Source organism: Oerskovia sp. NPDC060338 (assembly GCF_042726295.1).
GTDB classification, from domain to species: Bacteria; Actinomycetota; Actinomycetes; order Actinomycetales; family Cellulomonadaceae; genus Oerskovia; species Oerskovia merdavium.
Genome location: NZ_JBHXCQ010000010.1, coordinates 223,800 through 231,133, shown reverse-complemented (window position 1 = coordinate 231,133; position 7,334 = coordinate 223,800). Strand labels below are relative to the sequence as shown.

General features: G+C 70.0%; 8 protein-coding genes and 1 pseudogene. 3 read left to right on the top strand and 6 right to left on the bottom strand.

The genetic code is table 11. From position 1 onward, the window contains the following. Nucleotides 1-467 (top strand): hypothetical protein (locus ACFWGN_RS14070; RefSeq protein WP_377617595.1); only part of this gene is annotated, 467 nt, incomplete at its 5' end. Between the two features lie 64 nt (nucleotides 468-531). On the opposite strand, the gene ACFWGN_RS14065 is transcribed toward ACFWGN_RS14070, so the two are convergent. Further along, nucleotides 532-906, bottom strand: a complete 375-nt coding sequence (locus tag ACFWGN_RS14065) for a type II toxin-antitoxin system death-on-curing family toxin (RefSeq protein ID WP_377617593.1) — start codon at nucleotides 904-906, stop codon at nucleotides 532-534. Further along, the gene (locus ACFWGN_RS14060; protein ID WP_377617591.1) at nucleotides 903-1,451 is read right to left on the bottom strand and encodes a Panacea domain-containing protein; all 549 of its coding nucleotides are present in this window, start codon (nucleotides 1,449-1,451) and stop codon (nucleotides 903-905) included. Before ACFWGN_RS14060 ends, ACFWGN_RS14065 begins: the two co-directional genes overlap by 4 nt. A 199-nt stretch (nucleotides 1,452-1,650) precedes the next feature. Here ACFWGN_RS14060 and ACFWGN_RS14055 point away from each other — a divergent pair, with 199 nt between their 5' ends. Continuing rightward, entirely contained in the window at nucleotides 1,651-1,908 is a 258-nt protein-coding gene (locus ACFWGN_RS14055) for a hypothetical protein (RefSeq protein WP_377617590.1), read from the top strand. Here the strand turns inward: ACFWGN_RS14055 and ACFWGN_RS14050 are convergent. After that, a complete protein-coding gene (locus tag ACFWGN_RS14050) occupies nucleotides 1,898-2,350 on the bottom strand; it encodes a hypothetical protein (protein WP_377617588.1) in 453 nt (150 codons plus the stop codon). The two genes, ACFWGN_RS14055 and ACFWGN_RS14050, sit on opposite strands and share 11 nt — an antisense overlap. 42 nt (nucleotides 2,351-2,392) lie before the next feature. Beyond that, nucleotides 2,393-2,854, bottom strand: a pseudogene (locus ACFWGN_RS14045) (CpaF family protein); the annotation flags it as partial. A 342-nt stretch (nucleotides 2,855-3,196) separates the two neighbouring features. On the opposite strand from ACFWGN_RS14045, the gene ACFWGN_RS14040 reads away from it, so the two are divergent. Next, nucleotides 3,197-4,492, top strand: a complete 1,296-nt coding sequence (locus ACFWGN_RS14040; protein WP_377617586.1) for a pyridoxal phosphate-dependent aminotransferase — start codon at nucleotides 3,197-3,199, stop codon at nucleotides 4,490-4,492. 65 nt (nucleotides 4,493-4,557) lie between these two features. Here ACFWGN_RS14040 and ACFWGN_RS14035 read toward each other — a convergent pair whose 3' ends face one another. After that, the gene (locus tag ACFWGN_RS14035; RefSeq protein ID WP_377617584.1) at nucleotides 4,558-5,832 is read right to left on the bottom strand and encodes an LCP family protein; all 1,275 of its coding nucleotides are present in this window, start codon (nucleotides 5,830-5,832) and stop codon (nucleotides 4,558-4,560) included. Nucleotides 5,833-5,933: 101 nt separating this feature from the next. Then, on the bottom strand, nucleotides 5,934-7,217 hold the full coding sequence (locus ACFWGN_RS14030; protein WP_377617582.1) for a multidrug effflux MFS transporter: 1,284 nt from the start codon (nucleotides 7,215-7,217) through the stop codon (nucleotides 5,934-5,936). Between the last annotated feature and the right edge of the window lie 117 nt (nucleotides 7,218-7,334).

Below are 7,334 nucleotides of genomic sequence, written 5' to 3'. Positions count from 1 at the left end.
CGATCTCCGACCGCGCCGTGTCCTACCTGCGCACCGTCGTGCCCGTCCTGTGGGGCTCGGCCGTCGCGTGGCTGCTCACGGTCGTGGTCCTGCCCACCGAGGTCACCGACCTCCTGACCTCCGACCTCGCGATCACCGCCATCACGGCCCTGGTCGTCGGCGCCTGGTACATCGCCTGGCGCTGGGCCGAGCCCCACATCCCGGACTGGCTCACCCGCCTCGTCCTCGGCTCCGCCCAGACACCGACCTACACCCGCCACGCCAAGATCGGCACCCTCGAGGAGTACGCGCCCCGGACGTCCGGGACGCCGCCCCCGCTCGAGCGCGGCGACCACGTCACCATCACGGCCACCGGCCAGCGCGGCAGGATCTTCTACGTCGAGCAGCGCGAGGACGGCTGGCACTACGGCGTCCAGCTCGACGGCTCCGACCTCGTCGCGATGTACCGCCCCGACGACCTCGCCTGACCCCGGCATGACGAAGCCCCACCCTCCCGGCCGGGAGGGTGGGGCCTCTTGTCATGTCGGACTGCTAGATGATTCGCTCCGCGAACCAGACAGAAGCCGTCTCAACGTCATACTCGTGCAGAACGACACCTTCGACGAATCCGCCAGCCTCCGCCTCGTCCATATCGCGAATTGCCACACCGTTCAGATCGAGGTAAAGAACTGAACACATCCAGGCAGTCCGCTTGTTTCCGTCCATGAAAGCGTGAGCCTGACACAGTCCGTCGAGGAGCGCTGCCGTCCGCTCGACGAGCGTTCGATGCAAGTACGTTCCGTCATAGGTGTGATGTGGCCGAGCTAGCGCCGACTCAAGCTTCAACCTATCGAGCACCACAGCCGGGGCATTGGTGAGCCGTCCATTGAGCTCGATAACTACATCAGGGTCGAAGCAGTAGCTCACTGGGCGAGTCGCTCCAGCGTCGCCGCCCATCGCTGCTGCTGAAAGGCGGCGCGAGTGAAGAAGCGATTGATGTCTACGACCGTCTCGCCCAGACTCGGCCGCTCAGGCACGGCGCCGCCGATCGCAGACAACTTCGAGTAGAACCCGAGCATTGCGCCTCGAGTGATCTCAGAGTTGCGCCCGCAATTGAAGGCGTCATGCCATGGGCTCTCGTTGTGCGTGAGTTCGATGAGAGACGCCTTGTTGAACTCGCCATAGAAGGCAAGAACCGAGTCGATGGTCCGCGCGGCATCCGGGTGGAGGCGTGCGACATCGGCTCCCGGAAGGTCGGTCGACATCGGCAAGGACTCGTACTTGTTCACGCGAAAGAGCGTCGGGGCGACTGGACCGTCCGACCATGCCTGAATCTGGTCGTTGAAGAGCGGTCGCCCGGTCCAAGCGAGCGACCAGGACTGGGAATAGTAAGTGAGCTTCTGCAGACGCCACGAGTCGATCCACCCCATCTTGGCGTAGATGTATGCGCCCACGTCCAGGTCGCTGATCACAATTCCCCTCCTTTCGACTCGTTGTCCACAGGCTGTGGATAGGTTTCGTCCACAGGCTGTTGCCTCAGTGTAGACGACTGCAACCGCTGCACCAGTCGACAACCAGCCCCTGGGGCGCAGCGCCGTTGTCCACAGCCCACACGATGCCCTGAGCCACCGACACTCGAGGTGTCGAACACATGTTCGATACGCTGGTCTGGTGAGCAGACCGACCGGCAACACCCCGTTCCCGAAGCGGGCCCGCACGTTGAACCCGAAGCAGTACGGGTTCGAGGTCACGACGCCGGAGACTCCGATGCCTGTCCGAGCGTGGATCGTGACGATGCAAGGGGACGAGTTCGAGATCGACGCCGACGCGATCGCCTGGACCCGCCGCGCCGTGCACATCAGCTACACGGACCGCTTCGGCCATCCCGACACGGCCTGGGTCTGGGCCGGCGCCGTCATCAGGCGATAGGCCGCGGCCGAGACGACTGGGCAATGCGGCAGGTCCGGCAGCGGCGCCTGGTGCCGGCATCGGACGGGAAGTGGTAGATGTTCTCGGACGTGTACTCATGCCCCTGCGGGCAGTGGGTCTTGCGGGTCTGCCAGTCCCCGCCTGACGACCGCTCGGTGCGGCCGGTCCGTGCCCGCCGCTTGTAGTGCATCGTGCACACGTCCTGCAGCCCGGCCCGCGGACGCTCACAGTCCTCGACGCCGCACACCGTGGGCTCTCGCCGGGTACGTAACGGGGCGGTCTGCTCGAACCTCTCGAGCACGAGCCGTGCACGCTCGTCATCGAGGATCCACGGGCCCGACGCCGGGCGCTCCCAGCCCTGTGCATCGATCCACGCCCACACGCTCTTCCGCGACACCCCGGCCTCGCGCGCGAGCTCACGAATCGTCCACTCCCCCGTCATGCGGGGAGCCTAGCGGCAGCCGCGCGACTGTACCCAGCAGGTTGTTCCGTCCGGGATCACCACGTGGAGCCGCTCCCCGCCCGGCAGCGCGGCGTCGACGAACGGGCTCGAGAGGTCGAGGCGCCGACCGGAGGACTTGAGCATCTGCTCGACGAGGTCGCGTACCTGCGTCGAGGTCAGGATGGTCGAGGTGAGCTCGGCGTTCCCGCCCCGGGCGACGAACACCTTGGCGGGCGAGTTGATCCAGATCTCCTCGACCTCCGGGTCGTCGAGGTACTTCTGGAGCGGGCCGAGGCCGGCGACCGCGTCGAGGACCGCACGCACCGCCCCCTGCGCGTCGGCGAGCGCGGGCACGACGCCGAGCGCGGTCCGGGAGTCGTAGTCGGCCAGGGCATCGGCGACGAGGCGGTCGATCCCGTCCTTGTCCCGCACCGGGTCCACGCCACGTCGGCGGATCAGCTCGCGCACCTCGGTCTCGAGGATGGTCACACCGCTGGTGCTCATGTCGCCGTCACGCCCCCTTGCGTCCCCCTGCGCGCCCCCCGCGCAGCCAGCGGCCCCGGCGTCGCGGGGCGGCTGAGCGCCGACACTAGGGCACATCGCCCCAGGTGCGCACGCACCCTGTGGACGACGGGCCAGGATCGGCGGGATTCCGTGCCTCGACCTCCCCGGACTGTCCGGAATATGGGCACCGTCACGTTCGTTCCACCCGACCGCGACGCGTCGCGCCAGGTCAGGCTCGTGGGCCTTGAGCCATGCTCCCTCGGGCGTACGAAGCACACGCGATACCCCGGAGCCCCGACGCCCCAGCGCCCACACGGCGCCTCCCGGCTTAGGGTCGTGGTCATGTCGACGCCCCACCCCGCTGCCCCGAACCCCCCGCAGCACCCCCGGTCCTCGCCCCAGGTCGCTGGCCGCTGGCGCGCGGCCGCAGCAGCCACGGGGCTCCTGCGCGCCGACGGCACGGTCGCGTCGACGATCTTCGCCGAGATGACGAACCTCGCGGCGCGCACGGGCGCGATCAACCTGGGCCAGGGCTTCCCGGACGTCGACGGTCCGCACGCGATCAAGCAGGCCGCGATCCGCGCGATCGAGGACGGGCACAACCAGTACCCGCCGGGCACGGGCATCCCCGAGCTGCGCCGGGCCGTCGCGGACCACCAGCGACGCCACTACGGCCTGGACCTGGACCCGGACACCGAGGTCCTGGTCACGACGGGGGCCACGGAGGCGCTCGCGGCCACCGTCCTGGCCCTCGCGGGGCCGGGTGACGAGGTCGTGACCCTGGAGCCCTTCTACGACTCCCACGCGGCCGTCATCGCGCTCGCGGGGGCCACGCACGTGACCGTGCCGCTCCATCCCACCCCGGACGGCTTCCGCCTCGACCCTGCCCAGGTGCGTGCCGCCGTCGGGCCGCGGACCCGGCTGGTCCTCGTCAACACGCCGCACAACCCGACCGGGACGGTCCTGACGCGCACCGAGCTGCAGGTGATCGCGGACGCGGCCCGCTCCGTGGGGGCGATCGTGGTGACCGACGAGGTCTACGAGCACCTCGTGTTCGACGACGCCGAGCACGTGCCCGTCGCGACCCTGCCGAGCATGGCCGACCGCACGATCACCATCTCCTCGGCGGGCAAGACCTTCTCGTTCACGGGCTGGAAGATCGGGTGGCTGCACGGGCCGGCACACCTCGTGGAGGCGGTGCGGACCGTCAAGCAGTTCCTGACGTACACGTCGGGGGCACCGTTCCAGCCCGCGATCGCCCAGGCGCTCGCCGACGACGAGGCGCCGCGGGCCCTGGCCGCGTCGCTCGCGACCCGGCGCGACCTGCTGTGCGAGGGGCTCGTGGCGGCGGGGTTCGAGGTCGTCGTCCCCCGCGGGACGTACTTCGTGGTCGCGGACGGCGCCCCGCTGGGCTTCGACGACGGTGTCGAGCTGTGCCGCCGGCTCCCGGACCTCGCGGGCGTCGTGGGCGTGCCCGTGAGCGCGTTCTGCCGTGCGCCGGGCGCGCCGGGTGACGTCCCCCAAGGCCCGACGACGGCGCGTGCCCTGGCCTCGCGCGTCCGCTTCACGTTCGTCAAGCGGGAGGACGTGCTCCGCGACGCGGTCGCACGGCTGGGCGCGCTACGAGTGGGCCGCTAGCTGCGAGGCCCGACCGGATCGCGTGGCCGGGTGCGCCTCGCACCCGGCTCATCGGGCGCGGGGCATCAGCAGACGCCCGGCAGCCGCTCCTCGACCACCGGGGGTGCGACCTCACCGGTTCCCGCATCGGGGACGGCCCCCGTCTCGGGTACGGCGCCGGTCCCGGGATCGGTCCCCGTCGCAGGATCGGTCCCCTGGACCGCACCGGTGTCCGGGACCACGTCGGTCGGGGCGGGAGTCTCGTGCCCGGGGGGCGGCTCGTCGGCGGCCATGCGGTCCCAGATCGCCTGGGCGTCCATGGTCCACACGACGCGGTTCTTGTTGGTGGGGGCGTCGATGACGGGCAGCTCGGTGAAGACGATCTCGTTCGTGTCGATGTCCTTGAGCGAGAACGCCAGGCCGGCGAGGGAGTCGAGGCCCGCGAGGCTGGGGCTGGCGCTCACCGACGACAGGACTGCCTTGATCATGCCGTAGAGCTCGGGGGCGTTGGTGATGAGGTTCTTGGACAGGACCTCGCGGAGCATCGAGTCGATGAACGCCTGCTGTCGCGGGATCCTGGACAGGTCGCTGCCCATCTCGAGGCCCATCCCCGTGCCGTGGCGCGCCCTCAGGAAGCTGATCGCCTGGTCACCGTTCAGGGTCGTCTGTCCGGCCGGCAGGTCGAGCGTCCCGTACCGGGGGCTTTCCTTCATGGGTTCGGGGAGACACATGGTGACCCCGCCGATCGCGTTGACGACACCCACGACCCCGTTCATCTTCAGCACGACGTGGTCGGTGATCGTCAGCCCCGTGAGGGACTGCACGGTCGTGATGGTGCAGGCGGCCGCGCCCACCAGGTCGTCGTCCTGCCCGGCCCCGATCTGGAACGCCTCGTTGAACATCGTGGCCTTGCGCGGCTTCGAGGTCGACCCGTCCGACAGGTTGCACGACGGGATGTCGACCAGGGAGTCACGCGGGATGGAGACGACCTCCATGCGCGTGCGGTCACCGGAGACGTGCACCACGAACGTGGTGTCCGACCGCATGCCTTCCTCCTCGCCCGCGATCGCGGCGTTCTCGGCGTCGCGGTAGTCCGTGCCCATCACGAGGATGTTGAGCGCCTTGCCCGCGAACGGGTCGTCCGGGTCCCGGGGGGGCTCCGGCGACGCGCCCTCGACGAGGTTGGAGACGTCGCTCACGACCACCGAGCTCTGGAAGTCGACGTACATCGCGGCCGCGGCCGTCCCGGCGAAGGCCAGGCATCCGGTGGCGACCATTCCGACGACGCGAAGGGCCTTGTGCGAGCGCTGGGAGCGCGCGTGATGAGGGCCGCTCTTCGAGGCGGACTTCGGGCTGGGCATGGGAAGAGCCTAGAGGTACGGGAAGGGTGCGGCCTTCGTGTCGTGAAAAGGAAATGTGAAGTGTCCTGCTGCCGCGGGCCGCGCGGCGGCCGTTCGCCCCGTCAGGCCGGCAGGTGCCAGCCACCCTTCCGGAACGCCGGGGTGGCCAGTCCGAGCACCAGTAGGGACGCCACCACGGCCCCGAGCATGACCGAGCTCATGGCCACCTCGTCGCCGCCGAGGACGCCCACGAGCGGGCTCACGAGCCCTGCGACGCCTGCCTGGAACGCCCCGATGACGGCCGCCGCGGTGCCCGCCCGCTCGCCGTGCCGGGTCAGCGCCAGAGCAGACGCGTTGGCCGGGATGAGGCCCTGGAGCGAGAGCGTGAGCCAGAGCGCGACGAGGAGGCCGATCAGCCCGCCCGCGCCAGTGAGCGCGACCACGAGCAGTCCCGCCGCGAACACCGACTGCAGGACGAGGGCCGTGCGCAGGATCCGGATGGGTGCGACCCTGCGCACGAGCGAGGCGTTGACCTGCGCGGAGATCACGAGACCGATCCCGTTGACCGCGAACAGCGCCGCGAACTGTCCGTGCGTGAGCCCGTAGCCCTCCTGGAGCACGAACGGGGACCCGACGACGTAGCTCATGAGGACCGCCTGGCCGAGCCCGGGGAGGACCGCGAGCGCGAGGAAGTGGCGGTCGCGCAGCAGCGTCGCGTACCCGCGGAAGACGCTGCCCACTCCTCCGGTCTGGCGTCGCTCGGTCTCGAGCGTCTCGGGCATGAAGCGCAGGACGATCAGGGCGAGGGCTGCTCCGAGCACCGCGAGGACCCAGAACACCCAGCGCCATGTGCCGTGCGCGGCGATCAGCGAACCGAACGTGGGCGCCAGGAGCGGCGCGAGCCCGATCACGAGCATGAGGCGCGACAGGATGCGGGCCGCGTCCGACCCGGTGAACCGGTCGCGGATCACGGCGATCGAGACGACCTGCGTCGAGGCGTTGAAGAAGCCCTGGAGCACGCGCAGCGTGATGAGCCATCCGATGCCCGGTACGACCGCGCAGAGGATCGAGGTGACGACGTGGAGCGCGAGGCCGATGATCACGGGCGCGCGTCGTCCGTAACGGTCGGAGAGCGGTCCGACCACGAGCTGCCCGACGGCACCGCCGAGGAGCATCCCCGCGAGGGTGAGCTGAGCCAGGGCGGGGCTCGCGTCGAGGTCGGTCGCGACGTCGGGCAGGAGCGGCAGGTACATGTCGACCGTGAAGGCCGGGAGCGCCGCGAGCGCGCCGAGCAGGAGGACCCACTTGACCGTGGAGCGGCCCGACCTGCGTGCGGGGGTGCTACGGACGGCGCCCGTGGAGGGCGCTTGCGGGGTCGGGGCATTTCCTGCCGGCGGGTTGCTCACGAGAGCCAATCATAACGATTCGATGATTGCCCCGAGCCACCAGCGGTGGGTACGGCGTGCGGAGTACGACACAGTGCTGCACCGCGTGGCTCCCCGTCCACGCGCCCACCCCGGCCG

Excerpts from the sequence above, each read along its gene's own strand:
- ACFWGN_RS14035 (WP_377617584.1), bottom strand. The coding sequence starts at position 5,832 with ATGCCCAGCCCGAAGTCCGCCTCGAAGAGCGGCCCTCATCACGCGCGC.
- ACFWGN_RS14050 (WP_377617588.1), bottom strand. The coding sequence starts at position 2,350 with ATGACGGGGGAGTGGACGATTCGTGAGCTCGCGCGCGAGGCCGGGGTG.
- ACFWGN_RS14040 (WP_377617586.1), top strand. The coding sequence starts at position 3,197 with ATGTCGACGCCCCACCCCGCTGCCCCGAACCCCCCGCAGCACCCCCGG.